At 68.4% G+C, this 16026-nt stretch carries 9 protein-coding genes; 3 read left to right on the top strand and 6 right to left on the bottom strand.

Going from position 1 to position 16026, the window contains the following annotated elements; genetic code table 11:
* Window positions 1-250 precede the first annotated feature (250 nt).
* The 5 genes from GQ464_RS16815 to GQ464_RS16795 form a co-directional block, all read right to left on the bottom strand.
* Window positions 251-511, bottom strand: a complete 261-nt coding sequence (locus tag GQ464_RS16815; protein ID WP_166973977.1) for a hypothetical protein — start codon at window positions 509-511, stop codon at window positions 251-253.
* 363 nt (window positions 512-874) lie between these two features.
* On the bottom strand, window positions 875-2386 hold the full coding sequence (locus GQ464_RS16810; protein WP_166973974.1) for a TrkH family potassium uptake protein: 1512 nt from the start codon (window positions 2384-2386) through the stop codon (window positions 875-877).
* A 15-nt stretch (window positions 2387-2401) separates the two neighbouring features.
* Complete coding sequence (gene trkA / locus GQ464_RS16805; RefSeq protein ID WP_166973971.1) at window positions 2402-3754, bottom strand: Trk system potassium transporter TrkA; 1353 nt, start codon at window positions 3752-3754, stop codon at window positions 2402-2404.
* Window positions 3755-3953: 199 nt separating this feature from the next.
* Window positions 3954-8105 (bottom strand): sensor histidine kinase, encoded by a 4152-nt coding sequence (locus GQ464_RS16800; RefSeq protein WP_228350389.1) that lies wholly within the window; start codon window positions 8103-8105, stop codon window positions 3954-3956.
* Window positions 8106-8228: 123 nt separating this feature from the next.
* Window positions 8229-8663 carry a DUF4783 domain-containing protein gene (locus GQ464_RS16795; protein ID WP_166973965.1) on the bottom strand — a complete coding sequence of 145 codons (435 nt, stop codon included), beginning with the start codon at window positions 8661-8663 and terminating at the stop codon, window positions 8229-8231.
* A 401-nt stretch (window positions 8664-9064) separates the two neighbouring features.
* On the opposite strand from GQ464_RS16795, the gene GQ464_RS16790 reads away from it, so the two are divergent.
* Together GQ464_RS16790 and GQ464_RS16785 are read left to right on the top strand one after the other, a co-directional pair.
* Window positions 9065-11851 (top strand): hypothetical protein, encoded by a 2787-nt coding sequence (locus GQ464_RS16790; RefSeq protein WP_166973962.1) that lies wholly within the window; start codon window positions 9065-9067, stop codon window positions 11849-11851.
* A gap of 57 nt (window positions 11852-11908) precedes the next feature.
* Entirely contained in the window at window positions 11909-13360 is a 1452-nt protein-coding gene (locus GQ464_RS16785) for a DUF5723 family protein (protein WP_166973959.1), read from the top strand.
* A gap of 147 nt (window positions 13361-13507) precedes the next feature.
* Here GQ464_RS16785 and GQ464_RS16780 read toward each other — a convergent pair whose 3' ends face one another.
* Window positions 13508-14473, bottom strand: coding sequence for a 2-hydroxyacid dehydrogenase (locus tag GQ464_RS16780; protein WP_166973956.1), 966 nt, complete (start codon window positions 14471-14473; stop codon window positions 13508-13510).
* Between the two features lie 201 nt (window positions 14474-14674).
* Between GQ464_RS16780 and GQ464_RS16775 the strand changes: the two genes are divergently transcribed.
* Window positions 14675-15970 carry a peptidoglycan DD-metalloendopeptidase family protein gene (locus GQ464_RS16775; protein WP_166973953.1) on the top strand — a complete coding sequence of 432 codons (1296 nt, stop codon included), beginning with the start codon at window positions 14675-14677 and terminating at the stop codon, window positions 15968-15970.
* Window positions 15971-16026 lie beyond the last annotated feature (56 nt).

The raw sequence follows: 16026 nt of genomic DNA, 5'->3' as shown, positions 1-16026 counted from the left end.
TGACGTTTTCTTCACGATGAAAGGGTGGGAAATGGGCTCCAGGGCTCCCATTCCCCACCCTTTCATCATGACGCGCAGCCGGCGGCCTTCAGACGGGGGTGCCTGCCCGCCCTGCGGGTTCCCTCCCGACCGGATGCCGGCACGCCCGGCCGGCATGCCTCGTGCCCGTCCACCCGCCGGGCAAGCCGCTCCCGGAAACCCCGGGACCGTGCCTCGCACCGGGGTTCCGGCACCGGCAAGACGGTTTCCGTCAGGCCGCCTGCGGCAGGATCTCGGCAAGCGGCTGATCCTGCAACCGGAAAACGATCAGACCTCCCTGCCTGACCACCTCCAGCGCGGGACGTTCCAGGGCACCGGCAGGCATCAACTCCTCCCAGGCGATATCGACGGCCACATCAACCAGGTCGACGGGTTCAAGCGATTTCTCTTTCGTAAACGTCTCTTCGTCCCAGGCGATGCTGCGGCCCGAGATGCGCCGCAGGCGCTGCTCCAGATAGGCTCTCGCTTCCATGGTTCGTCCATCCCGTGTGCTACGGGGCCTCTTTTGGATGATACAGATGCCCGCCCTTCACTCAAGCGCCGTGCCCGCACGGGGTTCGTCGCGTTCGGAACGCTGTCGTTTCAGGCAGGCCTACACCGGGTTTCGGCACCTTTCCGACCTCCTTAACGACAACCTTTTCATGCGGATAGGAAAATTGCTCATTTTGCCCGGCACGGGCGGGAAGCCGCGGGTCGTCGTCCGGTGGTGGAAATTCTTGCCCCGGCGCCGGTCGGCCCGTCCGGACCGGCGTGCGCAACGGGCCTGACGGTGCGAGACCTTCCCCCACGGACCGGCACCCCCGGGCATAGACTCCTCGCACGCGCCCGGCCCGGCTCAATGGCGCCAGAAGGCAGGAACGAAAAGGATCAACACCGTGAAGATCTCCAGGCGCCCGGCCACCATGAGCAAGGCAAGCACCCACTTGCCCGGAAGTGGCAGGTGCGCGTAGTTCTCCACCGGCCCGACCGTGCCGAAGCCCGGCCCGATGTTGCCTATGGCGGAGATCGAGGCGCCGATGGCACTCATCAGATCCATCCCCATCAGGGCCAGCAGGGCAATGCCGGCAGTGATGCCGGCGATGTAGAGCACGATGAACGAGAGCACGTTGCCCATCACCTCCGGCGGCACGACCCGGCCGTTGAGGCGCAGCGGGATGACTGCCTGCGGGTGAATGAGCTGTTTGATCTCCTTGAAGGAGTTTTTGAAGACCAGCACGTGCCGCACCACCTTGACGCCGCCCCCCGTGGAACCGGCCATTCCCCCGACGAAAAAGAGCAGAAAGAGGCACACGATGGCCAGCGGGGGCCAGAGTTCGTAGTCGGCCGTTCCGAAGCCGGTGGTGGTGACGATCGCCGCGACCTGGAAGGCGGCGCAGCGGAGCGCCTCTCCCAGCCCGGCATACCCCTCGAAGGAGGACACGGCGTCCTCGCCGGGCAGCAGGCGCAGCGTCGGCTGCCACAGGCCGAGGGTGACCAGCACGGTGCCCACCGCCAGGATGCCGAAATACACCCGCAGTTCGGTGTCCCGCAGGGCGATCCGTACGTTTCCCCGCAGCAGCCGGTAGTGCAACGCGAAGTTCATCCCCGCCAGGATCATGAAGAGGGTAATGACCCACTCGACGTAGGCCGAACCGTACTGCCCCACCGAGCCGTTCTTGGTCGAGAAGCCGCCTGTGGCCATCGTGGCGAAGGCATGGTTGACGGCGTCGAAGAGATCCATCACGGGCAGCAGCAGCAGCACCTCCACGACCGTCAAACCCACGTAGATCAGCCAGAGCCGCCGGGCCGTCTCGCGCACGCGGGGGGTCAGCTTGTCGGCCGAGGGGCCGGGCACTTCGGCCTTGAAGAGCTGCATGCCCCCGACGCCCAGGATGGGCATGACGGCCAGCGTCAGCACGATGATGCCCATGCCGCCGAGCCAGTGCGTCAGGCTGCGCCAGAACAGGAAGGACTTCGGGATCGCCTCGATGGCCGGGGTGTTGGCCCCCCCGAGGATCGTCGCGCCCGTGGTGGTGAAGCCGCTGATGGTCTCAAAGAAGGCATCGGTGTAGGCGTCCAGAACCCCGCCGAGCACGAACGGCAGGGCGCCGAGCAGCGCCAGCACCATCCAGGCCAGCGCAACGATGGCAAAGCCTTCCCGGAGGCGCAGGTCGAGCGGGTGCTCCCCGAGGAAATGCCAGGCCGCGCCCCCCATCCCCAGGCACAGCAGCGCCGTGAGACCGAAGCTCCACCAGGACGCCTCGCCGTAGAGCAGCCCGACGCCCATCGGAAGCAACAAGGCCAGCCCCAGAAAGAAGACCAGCGCTCCCAGTGTGCTCAGCACAGCCCGATAGTTCAAGACCTTCATACGACGCGATCGGTGTCAGGGACGGGCAAAGAGGCGCTCCACGTCACGGACCCGCTCGGGCAAAACGAAGACGTAGGCCCGGTCTCCCGGCTGCAGCTGGGTATGGCCGGTGGCAATCTCGACCCGATCCCCGTGGTCGACGGCCCCGAGGAGCACCCCCCGCGGCAGCTTCATCTCCCGGAGGGGCGCCCGGGTGATGGGAGCACGCGGGGCCGCCTTCAGCTCCAGAACCTCGGCGTCCATGCCGTGCACCGTGGCCACGCTCAGCACGTGCTTGCCGCGCAAGAAACGCATGATCTCCCGCGAGACAGCCAGCTTGGTGCTGACGGCCGCATCCAGCCCGATGGACTGGCTGATGGGGATGTAGGCGCCTTTCGAAAGCAGCGCCACGGTCTTGCGGACCCCCAGGTGCTTGGCCAGCAGGCAGGTCACCAGGTTGGACTCCTCGTCGCCGGTCACCGCCACAAACGCATCCATCTCCCCCAGTCCTTCCGCCACCAGCAGATCGATGTCCGTGGACTGGCCGTGGAGGACGAGGCAGCCGGAAAGGGCTTCAGCCAGCTGTTCGGCCCGCTCCCGGTCCGGCTCGATGAGCTTCAGGCGCATCCCCTTGACGTCCTGCAACATCGAAGCCACCTTGGCGCCGACCTTGGTTCCCCCGAGGATCATCACGTGCTCCAGGCGGTGTTCGCTCTTGCCCATGGCCCGGATCAGCGGCGGCATGTACTTCGGCGGAGCCAGCACGAACACCTGATCGTTCTTGCGCAGCACCTCGTCGCCGCCGGGCAGCAGGGTTCGAATGCCGCGTACGATGGCCATCACCCGGAACGTGATTCCGGGAAGCGAGGCCGCCAGCTCGCGCAGCGACTTGCCGATGACCGGTGCATCGGCGTCGAGACGGATGCCGACCAGATGCAGCCGGCCCCCGGCGAAGGTCAGCACGTCGGTAGCGCTGGCACGGCGGATGAGCCGCACCACTTCGGCGGCGGCACTCTCCTCCGGATGAATGGCAATGTCGATCCCGAGATCCGAAGCCGAGAGCACCGTCTCGGTGCCGGTGAGCTCGTCCGAGCGGATGCGGGCCATCGTCGTCCGGACCCCGAGCCGGTCCGCCATCATGCAGGCGATCACATTGACCTCGTCGCTCGTCGTGACGGCGATCAGCATGTCGGCTCCCCGGACGCCGGCTTCGGTGAGCACCCGCGCCGACGTGCCGCTGCCCTGAATCGTCATCACGTCCAGCTTGTCGCGCACGTTCTCCAGCACGTCCGGGTCGACGTCGATGACCACCACGTCATGCTGCTCCATGGCAAGCAGCCGGGCCACGTCGAACCCGACTTCACCCGCTCCGACAACGACAACCTTCATCGTGTTTATGGTGGATGTCCCCGGGCCACCATCGCTTGTGCGCGGCTTGCACCCGGAGGCGACGCCGGAGAGGCCGTCCCCCCACGGGCCAGGAAAAGATCAGGCCGGACGCAAGATAGGACGGCGACCTGCCGCATACAACCCGGCCGGGGCGGCCGCCGGGCCTTCCGCCTGCGAGAAATCGGCAAAAACGGGAGCGCTATTCGACCAGCGGCAGCCGGATCCAGAAGGTGGTCCCGACCCCGGGCTCGGTTTCGAAGCCGATCTCGCCGTGCAGGTCCTCTACCGCTTTCTTGACGATGGCCAGTCCGAGCCCCGTGCCGCTGGTTTTCGTCGAGAAGTTGGGCTGGAAGATGCGGTCCTGCAGTTCGGGCGGGATCCCGGTGCCGGTGTCGGAGACCGTGCTGTAGCCCCAGGCCGGCGTCCGGTCGTCGCCGGGTTGCCGCTCGGTGGTGATCTCGACGCGGGGCGACGTGCCCTCGGGGATGGCCTGGAGGGCATTCTTGATGAGGTTGATGTAGATACGTCGCAGCTCTTCACGGTCTGCCTCCAGCACCAGCGGGGCCGGGTGCAGGTCGAGTTCGAGGGTGAAGTCGGCCTCTTCCTGCATGAGATCCACGGCCTCCCGGATGACGGCGTTGAGGTCGAGGGGTTCGAGCATCCGGGTGGGCATCCGGGCGAAGGAGGAGAATTCGTCGGCGATGCGTTTGAGGGCGTCGATCTGTTCGAGCAGGGTGCCGGTCTTGTTTTGCAGGAGCTGTCCGAAGCGGAGCAGGCGGGAATCGCTCTCGGGGCCGGTCCGCCCGTCGCCCAGCAGGTCTTCGAAGGCCCGTTGCAGGTGCTGCACGGACAGCTTCATGGGGGTCAGCGGGTTCTTGATCTCGTGGGCCACCTGCCGGGCCATCTCGCGCCAGGCGAGCTGGCGTTCCTGCTGGGCCAGTCGCTGGCGGCTTTCCGAGAGCTGGGCCTGCATCTCGTTGAAGCTCTCGACCAGTTCGCCGATCTCGTCGCGCGTCTTGACCGGCGGGATGCGCTCGAAGCGGCCACGGGCAACGGCCTCGAGCCCCTCCCGGAGCCGGGCGATGGGCCGGGCCAGCGCGCGGGCGAGTAACCCGGCCGTCAGCACCACCACCAGCACCAGCAGCAGCAGGGCGCCGAAGAGATAGGCCACGGTCCGTGCCCGTTCCTCCTCGATGCGTTCCTGCTCCGGCAGCGTGGGCACCGAGAGGACGTAGCGGGGCACGCCCCGCTCATCCGGCAGGGCCCGGTATCCGGCGGTATAGGCGAAGCTGCCCACCTCCTCCTCGGAGGAGGTAAACCGGAAGCCGTCGAAGTAGAGGGCCTGGTAGGCCGAAGCCGGCAGCCGCTCGTCGATGAGGCGGTCGCGCAGGAGCTGGGGGCGGCTGGTGGCCGTGAGCCGGGCGTCTTTGTACACGTTGAGGTCGAGCCCCACCTGCAGGGCCAGCGAGTCGATGCGGATCCGATCCAGGACGCGGTAGGGCAGTTCGTCCCCACGGGCCTGGCGCGCCAGGGTCGCCTCGACGCGTTCGAGGTGCTGCTGGAGCCAGCTCTGGATCGCCCGCTCGTTCTCCCCTGTGACGACCTTCAGCCCGGTGTAGCCCATCGCCGTGGCCGTGACGATTCCGACGACGAAGAACGCGTTGAGCACCTTTTCTCGGAAGGCCACCCGCGGGGCGGGCAGGTAGCCGGCCCGCCGGCGCCCGTAGAGCCCGCCGAGGTAGACCGGCACCCCGATGAACAGACCGGCCAGGGTAAGCCGCAGGAGAAAATACAGGTGGTCGAAAACGTTGATCGACGCCGTGCGGACCGCCACCACGCGCGTCGGGCCGGGAAGAGCCGGGACCTCCTCCGGCGCGGGGTCGTCGACCCGTGCGTAGAGCGTCAGGTACGACTGTTCTTTCACCGTCTCATAGCGCCAGAGCAGCGGCTCCCGGAGGAGGGCCTGCTGCACCGCGTCGTCGAGCCGGTAGCGGCCGAAGCCGCGTCCCTGGCTGCGCACGAGCACCCCGTCCCGGAATTCGGCCAGCGACAGGCCGGCATACCGGCTGCCGTAGAGCCCGGCCGGCAACAGGACCTGGGGAAAGGCGCTGTAGCCTTCACGGAGGTACGGCCGGGGTTCGGCACGAACGAGCATCCAGCCGGCGACGGTGCTGTCGGGCCCGTACCGGACCGGCGCGATCCCGGCATACTGGAACCGATCCTGCTGCCGCCGGCCGGTTATTTTCTCGATGAATGGGCCGGCCTGCCGGGCCTCGGTGTACATGGCATGGAGCAGGTCGAACTCCAGCGAATCCGCCTCGTCCAGAAGGGTGCGGCTCATCGACTCGGAGGAGAGGCGGGCCCGCCCCCGCGGCCGGTGCCGCCCGTCGAAGAGGGTGAGGCTGACGTCGTGCCCCCCCAGCGAGGCCAGCAGGGACCCCTCCAGCAGCACCGCGGCCAGCGAGTCGAGCGGATGCCCGGCACCGACCTCCGCCGGCCGGACCAGCGCCCGGGACACCTCGGCCCACGACGCCTTCTGCAGCACCTGCTCGATGGCAAAGTAGATACGCGGATCGTTGCCTTCTTCGAAGGCCTCGGCCGCATCCTGCATCCGGACACGGCGCTGGGCATCGAACCCGCCATAGAGCAGCGGATAAAGCAACAGCGCCAGCAGAAAGACCTGGGGCAGCACGCTGCGGAAGGCCAGCAGGCGCCAGATGGGCAGGCCGTGCCGTACCAGGAAGACGGCCCCGCCGGCTCCGAGGACCAGGAAGGCCAGCAAGGTGGTCCAGGGCACCAGACCGGCCGCACCGGGCACGAACAGGTAGAGACCGATGACGGACACGACCACGGCCAGGACCGACGTCAGGATCCGATGCCACACGGAACCGGCGAACGGGCCGATCCACGCCACGGCACCCGGGGCCAGTCGCATGACGCCGGTGATCGCCAGCAGCACCGCCAGCGTCAACAGCAGCAGGGCTATGTAGACGAGCAGCGCCAGGCGGCCGGGCAGGAGGCCGGTGCGTGCGAAGTAGTCGAGCGTGCTGTCCAGGATGGCATGCCGGACGACCCCGCCGAGCCCGAACACCAGCAGGCCCGCCAGAGCAACGACCCCGACCGTGGAGGCGAAAAGCCGCACGAGGGGGGCATAGACCGGCTCCGGCCGGTGGAGACGGTCCCGGAGCCGGGGACCGCGCAGCGCGGCACGGCCGGTACCGGTCGCCGGCACCTGCATGGCCAGGTGAAGCAGGCCCAGGGCGAAGCACAGCGCAAAGCACGCGGTAAGCAGCAGGTCGCCGGTGGAGCGCATCAGCCCGCCGCCGTAGGTGGAAGCCAGGTGCTGCGGGTCGAAGAGCGGGGCCAGCGGCGCCTTGCCTGCCTGCCAGCGCCCCGGAGCGTTCAGCGCCAGCAGGCCGTAGCGCCATGCCCACCAGGCCAGCGCCACGATGCCGAAGCGGACCAGCAGCCTGCCGGGCGGCGGTGCCTCCCGGTGCATAGGTGCCGGCTCGCCGGGCGTCCACAGGGCACGGTACCATTGCCACAGGCCGGCCACGACCCAGAAGCCGAGCAGAACGACCCAGAGCACGATCAGGTCGTCGAAGCGGGCACGGGCGTCGGCGATGAGCTGCGCGGCCGGCGGCGGCTCTACGCGCACCCGGGCGAGCGGGGTTCCGTCGATCCCCTGCAAAAGACGGCTCCGCCCCTCCTCCGTCGCGCCGGGTCCGGCCGTCACGTCGTACGCCACGTGGACCGGCAGGCGCACCGCCCGCGTCCATTCGTCGTCCAGGCTATAATCGCGCAGGTAGCGGTTGCGCACGGGTGCATCGAAGTGAATCAGCCGCATCACACGAACGGCACCCAGCGGGCGCATCCCGTCCCGCACCGGCCACCAGACCACCAGAGCAGCCCGCTTACCGGCATCCTGCACGACGGCCGTCTGGACGGCTTCGAGGAAACGCGGCGAACTCGGTGCCGCATCGAGCGGCATGCTGAACCCGTTCCAGGCCAGCAACAGCGGGGTCGGGTCGTAGAGCTCGACGGCGATGTGCCGGGGTTGCTCGAAGGCGGCCAGATAGCGCACCAGCGCCTCGTTGGCTCCGGGCCGTTCCCCCTGCTGTAGCCGGCGAAAGCCCAGAACCACCGCCGGTGCCTCCGCCAGCGCCCGGGCCTGCGCCAGCAGCTGCGCCTGGATCTCGGCAAAGTTGCGCTCCACCCGGGCCAGCGCCTGGTGCACCTCGGCCTCCTGCCGGGCCGGAACGGTCGCACGCACCCGGGCCACATAACTGTCTCGCCCGATCCAGGTCGCCAGCAACAGGGCCCCCAGCACCCCGCCTATGATGCGGTACACCCTGGACGGCGTACGTGCCCGGATCCCGTTCATAAGCGCTTTATCTGATTAAGCGGCGGGGCGGCTCGATGCCCGGATGAACGCCCTTCCTTCAGCCGGCCGGGGAGCAGGACCGGACCTCACTCACCGGTGTTCGCCCTCCTCCACAAGAATTTCCCGCAACTCCCACCGGCCCGCACGCTGCCGGAGCCGGAGGTAGATGCGCAGCGGTTCCTCCCCCCGCACATGCCAGAAATCGCCTTCGGCAAACCACCCGCTGTGCGTCTCGAAGTAGTCCCGCAGAACGAAGCGCCGGGGGGGATACGCCCTGAAAAAAGTACGCAAGACGTAGCGTGCCTGCCCGCGGCTGTAGAGACGGCTGGGCTCGAACACCGCGATCTCAACCTGCGGTGCCGCCCGGTGCAGCAGGGTTTCCACATCGCCTCGAGAGAAGGCCTCCTCGATGGCCTGGATCGCGCCCGTGCCGCGCTCCTGCCCCAGCACGGCCACCGGCTGCCCGGCCAACCAGCCGCCTCCGACCACTAAAAAGGCCACGATCAGTTGTTTCTCGATCCACATGCTGCGCGCGTGCCGTCCTTCCCGGCGGCCAATGTGCCCACCGCCGGCTTCCGAGATAAGATAGGACCCTGTGCCCGCAAAAAGCGAACCGTACCGGTGCTGACACCCCCGTCCTCCCGGATGGTTTCGCTGACGGGGAGCGTCCGGAAGAACCGGATTCGCCGGGATCCCCCGCCTGCGCCCGCCGGGCGACGTCCCTGCAGGCAGGCAAAACTTAAAAATTTTCCGACGGCGCCGATCCACAGGACACCCCCGGCGCCACACGAAGCGAGACCCTTTCCCGGAGACTGCCCTGCCGGTGCCAAACCAGAAGGGTGCTCTCTGCACGTTCGCATCAGCCCCTGGAAGCCGCTCCCGTAGCCGGCCCCGAAGTAAGCCTGTTCCATCAAAGCCGTACCGCCATGCCGGGTTCTCCTTCCAGACCTTACCTCCTCGCGCCCTTCCCCCTGCTCCTCCTGCTTGTCAGCGCCTGCGACCTGCCTTCTTCCGGTCCCGACTTTTCCTTTTCCCCCGGCGTACGTGCCCCGCTGATCTTTGATCAGACGTTCGTGTTCATGGGCCCCAGCGCCACCGGGCACCAGGCCCTGATCGATACGACGACCTCCGCCTTCGATAGCCTGTTCACCGTCAGCGAGACCGACAACACCGTCTACCTCGTCCAGAACCTGGACGACTTCGCCATCGGCAGCCTCGACGGCGCACTGCCGGCCCTGAACGTGGCCCCGGTGGACCTGTCCGTCTCCATCGGCGAGCTGGCCGAGCAGCGATTCGGCACGGCCTACGAGCGACCGCTGGGCATCTTCACCCTCGACCCGGCCGAAACGCCGCTGCCGCCGGCGCTCTCCGAAGAAATGCCGGTCCTGCCCGACCCCGAGGCCGGGGAGGCCACGGTCGAGGTCCCCAACTTTCTCGTGCCCCCGAAGGTGGATCTCGTAACCCTGAGTGACCTGAGCCTGGCCTCCGTCCGCTTCACGGATGAAACCGCCGGCGTCAACGCCTTCACACTCGAGCTCATCAACGACCTGCCCGAACCCCTGACCGCGGCGACCGATCCGTCCCAGCCACCCCGGATCACCCTGCTTCAGAACGGCGCGGTCCTCGGCACCGCCGTGTTCGGGTTCGTGGGCCCCGGCGAGCGGGCCACCGTCCACCTCAGCGTGGCCGGCAAGACGTTCACCGTCGACGCGCTCACATACCGCCTCAACGTCGGGGCCGGCGGGCAGGTCCAGCCCCTGCTCGACGATCCGGGGGCGGTGCGCCTCAAGATGACCCTCGCCCCGCTGCGCTACGGCGAGACCCGCGTCCACCACATCCCGGCCCAGTCCGAAATCGATATCTCCAGGGAAAACCTGCTCCTCGACACCGGGGACGTCGTCTTCACCGAAATCGTCACGCGGACGGGCCAGGCCACGCTGCACGTGACGAACACCCTGCCCATCGACGTGCGGATCGACGCCCTGGAGGTACGGAACGAAGAGGCCGTCGCCGGTTTTCCGGCGGGCTCGACGATCCTCTCGCTCACCGGCGTCGACGTGCCCGCCGGGGGCACGGTCGGTGTCCCGGTGAACCTCGGTGCCGTCGGCATCGGCACGCGGGTCTCGGTCACGGTACGGGCCTCCAGCGGGGGGACGTCCCGGACCGTCACGCTCGACGCCGGCCAGGGCCTGGCACTCAGCCTCGACGGCGAGGCGCTCATCGACCGGCTCGTCTTCCGGCCGAACGGGGAAACCTTCACCGAAACCGGCATCATCGAGCTCGACGTGCGCGACGTGCGCTTCACCTCCGCCGACGACTACGTCACGTTGAAGGAAGGGCTCCTGGAGATCAGCGACCTCATCAACAGGATGGATCTGGCCCTCGAACGGGTCGACATCAGCCTGCCCGACTTCCGCCGGCCGCCTTACCGCGAGCAGGACACACTCGTCATCCACTTCCAGGGATCGACCGACGACCCCGGGGCGCACAAGTTCCGCCGGCTCGACCGGAACGAAGGCCCCCGCCACGCCACACTCGACCTGCGCGACGTCCGGATCTACCCGCGTGACAACCGCCTCACCTACCGGATCTACGCCCGCAGCGAAACGTCCTCCGACGTCCGCGAACTGACCGCCACCGATGCGATCAGCGCCTCGATCCGCGTCCGGGAGGCCCGGGTGCACGACGTGGCCGCCTTCATCGAGCCTTTCGCCGTGGCCGTCACCCCCGATGGCGACGGTGACGGCCACCTCGACGTGCTCAGCGACGCCGACGCCGAGGTGACCCGCCTGGACGAACTCAGCGCGTTGACCGAGAAGGACTTCGACGGCCTCCGCTTCGAGGGCAGCGCGTTCACCTTCAACATCCGCACCAATGTGACGACCGACCTGGAGCTCTACGCCGTCCTCCTGGGCACGACGGCCGCCGGCAAGACGGTCTTCCTCCAGGGCAAGGGCGACTATGCCGTAGCCGCCGGGGACACGCTGGCCGGGACGTTCCTCGCCGGCGGCGTACCGGTCCGCCCCGAGCAGATGATCCGTCTACCCATCGAAGGTGCGCCCGCACCGGGCCAGGCGGTGACCCGCACCGTGGTGCTGGACGCTACCAACTCGAACGTGGACGAGTTCATCAGCGCCCTGCCCGAACAGGTACGCTACGTCGGCAAGGTGCTCGTACAGGCCGGCGGCGGCCGCGACGTGCTCGCCGAACCGCTGGAGCTCTCGGCGGCGATCGGCGCGGCCGTCCCGCTCAACTTCGCCGGCGACTTCACGTTCCGCGACGAGCTCGAAGCCGACCTGACCGATCTGGCCGACCTGACCGACCCGTCCAAAGAGGTGCTCTTCGAAGGGGCCTCGCTGCGCCTCACCTACGAGAACGGCCTCCCCCTGGGCGTGGACACCCGGCTGGAAGTCCTCAACGACCTGGGCGAGGTCGAGATCAGCTTCCCGGCCCCGGATAAACCGGCCCTCCGGCTCGTCCCGGCCGTGAAAGACGACGCCGGCCTGAGCGCCGAGCCCCGCTCCGGGCTGCTCGAGTTCACCCTGAGCGAAGACGAGTTGAGACAGCTCAGCCGGGGCCGGCAGATCCGGCTGGCCCTGACCGTCGAGACCGGCGAGCAGGCGGGATCCCCCGCCCGCCTCCGTGCCGACGACACCCTCCGCCTCAGCCTCCACGGCGACTTCCGGTTCGAAGTTAAGGTCGGCGGCCGGTGACCGGGGATCGTTGCCCCCTCCCTTCGCCTTCATGACATGACATCCACACGACCGTTCATGACCACCCTGCTTCGACTCTGCGGCACACACGCCGTGCGGGTGCTTCTCGCCTCGACCCTCCTCTGCGGGCTTTCCGGACCGGACGCCCGGGGCCAGGCGGAAACCCGCGGCGTAGCCCTGCTCGGCACCGCCGGCGGCGGCCCGGCCTTCGTCCGGGGCAACGACGCCATCCTTTTCAACCCGGCCAACCTGGTCCTCTCCGACCGCGGGGCGCGGGCGGTGCTCACGCTGGGCAACACCTTTGCCTACAGCGGCGGGAGTCTCCTCCAGTTCAACTATTACAACGATTACCTCGCCGCCGGGCGCCATCTGGGTGAAGCCGAGATCACCCGGATGCTCGACGGCTGGTTCGGCGCCGCTGAGGCCAACGAACTGCGCCGTGCCGGGCTTTACGCCGACGTCGTCCCCCTGGCCGTCACCGTCCGGGGAGGCGCGTGGGCGTTTGGCCTGGCCGTGCGCGCGAGATCCCACAACAGCTTCGGCGTGAACCGGGGCTGGCTCGACCTGCTGCTGCGCGGCACCGGCGAGAACCGTGACCTCCCCCTCGACGCCACCTTCCACACCCTGGCGACGACCGAGGTCTCGCTGGCCTTCAGCCGGCGCTTCGACCGGCTCCTCGTCGGCGTCGCGCCCAAGCTCGTCCTGGGCACCAGCTACGTCGATGGCACCTACACCGCCACGGTCTCCATCACCGACGAAGCCCTTATCCAGACCTTCGACTACACGATCCGCGCCGCCGGCTCGTTCAGCCGCGACTTCCTCGACGCCGTCGATCTGTTCAAAGCCTCGCCGTTCGAGGAAGCCTCCTTCTCCGGTCCCTTCGGACCCGTCGCCGGCAAGGGGCTGGGGCTCGACCTGGGCCTCACCTACGTGGCTGCCCCGGGCGTGCTCGTGGCCGCTTCCGTCACGGACCTCGGCTCCGTCGCCTGGGACGGCGATGCCCAGACGCTCTCGCCCGTCAACCACACGTTCCGCTTCGAGGGCCTCGAACTGAACCAGTCGCGCATCAACGACGAGTTTGACGGCAGCCTGGGCCGCTATGCCCGGAGCGTGCTCGACAGCCTGGCCCGCGACGCCTACGACGAGGTCCACCGCGTCCACGGCGGCTTCTCGACGGCCCTGCCCGCCGCCTTCCACTTCGGTTCGGCCTGGTACAAAGGCCGCACCACCCTGAACATGGGCCTTTCGATGGCCCTGAACGACGCCCCGGGCAACCCGACGCGCAAACCCTCTTTCCATGCCGGGATCGAACACCGGCTCGGCCCGGTCCCGCTGCGGACCGGCGTGCGCTACGGCGGCGACGGCGCGCTCACCATCGGCGCCGGCCTGGGGTTGCGCACGCGCGCCTACGAGTTCGGCCTCAGCGTCGCCGCCACCCCGAAGACGGACATGATGGGCCACGGCGGGCGGTATACCCTCGCCCTCTCCCTCGTCAACATCCACATCTGAGACGGCGAACGGCGATTTTTTCCGGCTTCCTCCGCACGACGGGAACGGGAAGCGCGCGAGGCAGGGGGGTTAAACCGAACAGGCACCCTCGCGCGGATTCCGTCCCGGCGGCGGAGGAAGCCATTTTTTCGGGGGAGCCTGTGCGGGCTACACCAGGCGGTAGGGGATCTTCTCTTCCCCGTCGAGCACGGCGAGCACGGCACGGGCGCACATGCTTGCCATCTCGGTGCGCGTCTCGACGGTGGCGCTGGCCAGGTGCGGCGCCAGTACCACCCGGTCCAGCTCCAGCAGGCCGGGATGTACCTCCGGCTCACGCTCGTACACGTCCAGGGCGGCACCGGCGATGCGGCCTGCCCGGAGCGCCTCCACCAGCGCCGCCTCGTCGACGACCGGACCGCGGGCGGTGTTGATGAGCAGGGCCGTGGGCTTCATCTTCGCCAGGGCACGGGCATCGATCAGGTGACGGCTCTGCTCGTTGAGCGGGCAATGCAGGGAGACGACGTCGCTCGTCGCGAGCAGCTCGTCCATCGAAACGTACCGGGCGGCGGCCATGCGCTCGACGGTGGGGTTGGCCCGGTGGCGGCTGTGATAGACCACCCGCATCCCGAAAGCCAGGGCACGCCGCGCCACCGCCGCCCCGATACGCCCGAGGCCCACGATGCCGAGCGTCTTGTCGCGCAGTTCCATACCGAGCAGCAGCATCGTCTCCCAGCGACGGAACCGGCCCTCGCGCACGTAGCGCTCGGCTTCGGGCAGGCGACGGGCCAGCGCCAGCAGCAGCGCAAAGGTGAAGTCGGCCGTGGCGTCGGTCAGCACGCCCGGGGTGTGCGTGACGACGATGCCGCGGGCCCGTGCCGCCTCCAGGTCGATGTTGTCGTACCCGACGGCATACTGGGCGATGACCCGCAGCCGGGGACAGGCCTCGATCACCCGGGCCGTGAGCGGGTTGTCGAGCATGGAAATGAGGGCCTCGGCCTCCCGGGCCGCCGCGATGAGGCCATCCTCATCCCCGCCGGTATGCGGGCCGAGGTCGTGAACATGCACCTCGTGACGACGGCGGAGCGCGGCAATCCCGGCCTCGGGCAGGGCACGGGTGATGACGATGCGGGCCATGAGCTACGAAAACGGTTCGTGGCAACGGCGCGCCAAATTACGGCATCCGCGGGCAACAAGAAACCGTGCGTTCCTCCCGCGTTCCGGTCGTCTCGCTTTCTTCCCCGCCCCTTTTGCCGATAACCCGGGAGAACCCCTATATTCCGCCGGTGCAAACACGTTTTCCCGTACCGTTTCACCCGTTCTTCGACCGAGCATCCCATGCAGTCCGTTCCCCGACGGCGCCTCCGGCTGATCCTGCCGCTCCTCCTGTTGAGCGGCCTGTCCGTCTTTGCGCTTCTCCCGCCCGACCCGGCCCCGCCGCCCACGTCCGAGGCCGAGGCGGATTCTGCCGTCACCCCCCTGCCCGTGCTCGACGAATACGGCTTCGCGGCCGACGCCTTCCGCACGGTCGAGGCACGCATCCGCCGCAACGAGACCTTCGCCGATCTGCTGGTACCGCACGAGGTGCCCTATCCGACCATCGTCCGCGCGGCCGAGAAAGCCCGACCGGTCTTCGACGTGCGCCGGCACCTTCGCGCCGGCCGCCCCTATCGCCTCTACCTCGACGACTCCCTCGGCACGGCCCGCTACCTGGTCTACGCGCAGGATGCGGTCAACTACGTCGTTTTCGACCTGAGCGATTCCGTACGGGTCTACGCCCGGCAGCGCCCCGTTGAAACCGTCGAACGCACGGCCAGCGGCGTCATCACCCGTTCCCTCTACGAGACGCTCGACGAACAGGGCATCGATCCGGCGCTGGCCATCGAGCTTTCGGAGATCTATGCCTGGCAGATCGACTTCTACCGCATCCAGAAGCACGACGCCTTCACGGTGATCTACGAGGAACGCCGGATCGACGGCGAGCCGGTCGGGCTCGGGCGCATCCGGGCCGCCCGTTTCACCCACGCCGGGCGCGACTACCTGGCCTTCCGCTTCGAGCAAGACGGACAGGCCGACTACTTCGACGAGGAAGGCAACAGCCTGCGCAAGGCTTTCCTCATGTCGCCCGTCAAGTACGCCCGCATCAGCTCCCGGTACAACCTGCGGCGGTTCCACCCTGTGCAGAAACGGTACAAGGCGCACCTGGGCACCGACTACGCCGCACCCGCCGGCACCCCCATCCGCGCCACCGGCGACGGCGTCGTCGTCGAGGCCCGCTATGCGAAATACAACGGCAACTACGTCAAAATCCGCCATAACGGCACGTACACGACGGGCTACCTGCACATGTCGCGGATTGCAAAGGGCATTCGTCCCGGCGTGCGCGTGCGGCAGGGGGACGTGATCGGATACGTGGGCAGCACCGGCCTGGCCACCGGCCCGCACGTCTGTTACCGGTTCTGGAAGAACGGCCGGCAGGTGAACCACCTCCGCGAGGAATTCCCCTCCTCCGAGCCGGTCCAGGCCAGACACCGCACCGCCTTCGAAACGCTGCGCAACACCCTCCTGCCCCGCCTGGAACAGGCCCCGCTCCACTACGCCGACGCCGCCCCGGCGACCGCCCCGGCTCCCTGACCGCTCGCCTCGACCGCGGCCGCCACCCCGGACGAACCCACCGCTTCCATGCCTTC

Source organism: Rhodocaloribacter litoris (assembly GCF_011682235.2).
Lineage (GTDB): Bacteria > Bacteroidota > Rhodothermia > Rhodothermales > ISCAR-4553 > Rhodocaloribacter > Rhodocaloribacter litoris.
Note: the sequence above shows the minus strand (reverse complement) of the source record. Positions and strands in the feature narration are given on the sequence as shown.

Bases quoted from the DNA above. Each gene is read 5' to 3' on its own strand.
- GQ464_RS16810 (WP_166973974.1), bottom strand. From the start codon at position 2,386: ATGAAGGTCTTGAACTATCGGGCTGTGCTGAGCACACTGGGAGCGCTG.
- GQ464_RS16775 (WP_166973953.1), top strand. From the start codon at position 14,675: ATGCAGTCCGTTCCCCGACGGCGCCTCCGGCTGATCCTGCCGCTCCTC.
- GQ464_RS16795 (WP_166973965.1), bottom strand. From the start codon at position 8,663: ATGTGGATCGAGAAACAACTGATCGTGGCCTTTTTAGTGGTCGGAGGC.
- GQ464_RS16780 (WP_166973956.1), bottom strand. From the start codon at position 14,473: ATGGCCCGCATCGTCATCACCCGTGCCCTGCCCGAGGCCGGGATTGCC.
- trkA (WP_166973971.1), bottom strand. From the start codon at position 3,754: ATGAAGGTTGTCGTTGTCGGAGCGGGTGAAGTCGGGTTCGACGTGGCC.
- GQ464_RS16790 (WP_166973962.1), top strand. From the start codon at position 9,065: ATGCCGGGTTCTCCTTCCAGACCTTACCTCCTCGCGCCCTTCCCCCTG.
- GQ464_RS16815 (WP_166973977.1), bottom strand. From the start codon at position 511: ATGGAAGCGAGAGCCTATCTGGAGCAGCGCCTGCGGCGCATCTCGGGC.
- GQ464_RS16785 (WP_166973959.1), top strand. From the start codon at position 11,909: ATGACCACCCTGCTTCGACTCTGCGGCACACACGCCGTGCGGGTGCTT.